2 protein-coding genes and 1 pseudogene are annotated in these 1,119 nt (G+C 69.2%); 2 read left to right on the top strand and 1 reads right to left on the bottom strand.

Translation table 11 applies throughout. The features are described 5' to 3' along the window. The coding region (locus tag AB0447_RS36430; protein WP_366481252.1) for a 2-oxo acid dehydrogenase subunit E2 at positions 1 to 224 on the top strand (224 nt) is incomplete at its 5' end. 80 nt (positions 225 to 304) lie between these two features. Beyond that, a complete protein-coding gene (locus AB0447_RS36425) occupies positions 305 to 934 on the top strand; it encodes a TetR/AcrR family transcriptional regulator (RefSeq protein WP_366481251.1) in 630 nt (209 codons plus the stop codon). Between the two features lie 2 nt (positions 935 to 936). On the opposite strand, the pseudogene AB0447_RS36420 reads toward AB0447_RS36425, so the two are convergent. Next, positions 937 to 1,119: pseudogene (locus tag AB0447_RS36420) on the bottom strand (alpha-isopropylmalate synthase regulatory domain-containing protein); the annotation flags it as partial.

The raw sequence follows: 1,119 nt of genomic DNA, 5'->3' as shown, positions 1-1,119 counted from the left end.
ACACCGGCACCCCCATCCTCAACCCCGGCGAATCCGCGATCCTCGCCGTCGGCGCGATCAAGCTCCAGCCCTGGGTCCACAAGGGCAAGGTCAAACCCCGCCAGGTCACCACCCTCGCCCTCTCCTTCGACCACCGCCTCATCGACGGCGAACTCGGCTCCACATTCCTCGCCGACATCGCAGCCGTCCTGGAGAACCCCAAACGCCTCATCACCTGGGCGTAAAACCGCCACGAAACGCCTACACGACTACACGACTACCGTCGCCTATTCATCAGGTGTCGTAGAGTGCGTATGCTGGCTCCATGGCGAAGAAGACCACCACTGCCGAAGCCGGTCAGCGCGTGGACCCGCGGGTCCGCCGCACCAGGGCCCTCCTGCGTTCCGCGGCGCTCGAACTCGCCGCGGAACGCGACGTGGAGTCGCTGACGATCGCGGACATCGCGGAGCGCGCCACAGTGAACCGCGCCACCGTCTACCAGCACTACAAAGACCGCGACGCGCTGCTTCTGGACGCCATGGAGGAGGAGATCGGCCGGCTCGCGCACGCGGCGGCACGCTGTCCGCTGACCCAGCCCGCCGGCCGGACTCCGGCGGAGCTCGTCGAGCTGTTCCGCCATGTCGAGGCCAACGCCACGCTGTACCAACGGATGCTGGGTCCGGGCGGTGCCGCGCGCTTCATCAACGAACTGCGCGGACTGCTGGCCCAGGAGGTCGAGGCACAGCTCCGCGACCAGAACGGCGAGAAGACGGACGACCCGGCCACGCAGGCGCTCGTGCAGCTGCGCACGCACTACCTGGCCGGGGCGTTCGTCGGGGTCTTCACCCAGTGGGTGTCGGCCCCCGTGCGGCCCACCGCCGCTCAGGCCGCCCAGGAAGTGTGGGCGCTGCTGCGCGTCTCGTCGAAGACGACCACCGGCGGCGCCTCGGCGTAGAACCGGTTGAGGGCCGAGACCACCGCCTTCAGCGAGGCCCAGGCCAGGTCGCCGTCGATGCCGATGCCCCACAGGACGCGGCCGTCGATGGCGCACTCGATGTACGAGGCGGCTTGCGCGGAGGCGCCTTCGCTCATGGTGTGTTCGGTGTAGTCCAGCAGGCGGGCGTCGATGCCGATGCCGGC

Origin of the sequence: Streptomyces sp. NPDC051211, from assembly GCF_040689505.1 — a bacterium.
Lineage (GTDB): Bacteria > Actinomycetota > Actinomycetes > Streptomycetales > Streptomycetaceae > Streptomyces.
Note: the sequence above shows the minus strand (reverse complement) of the source record. Positions and strands in the feature narration are given on the sequence as shown.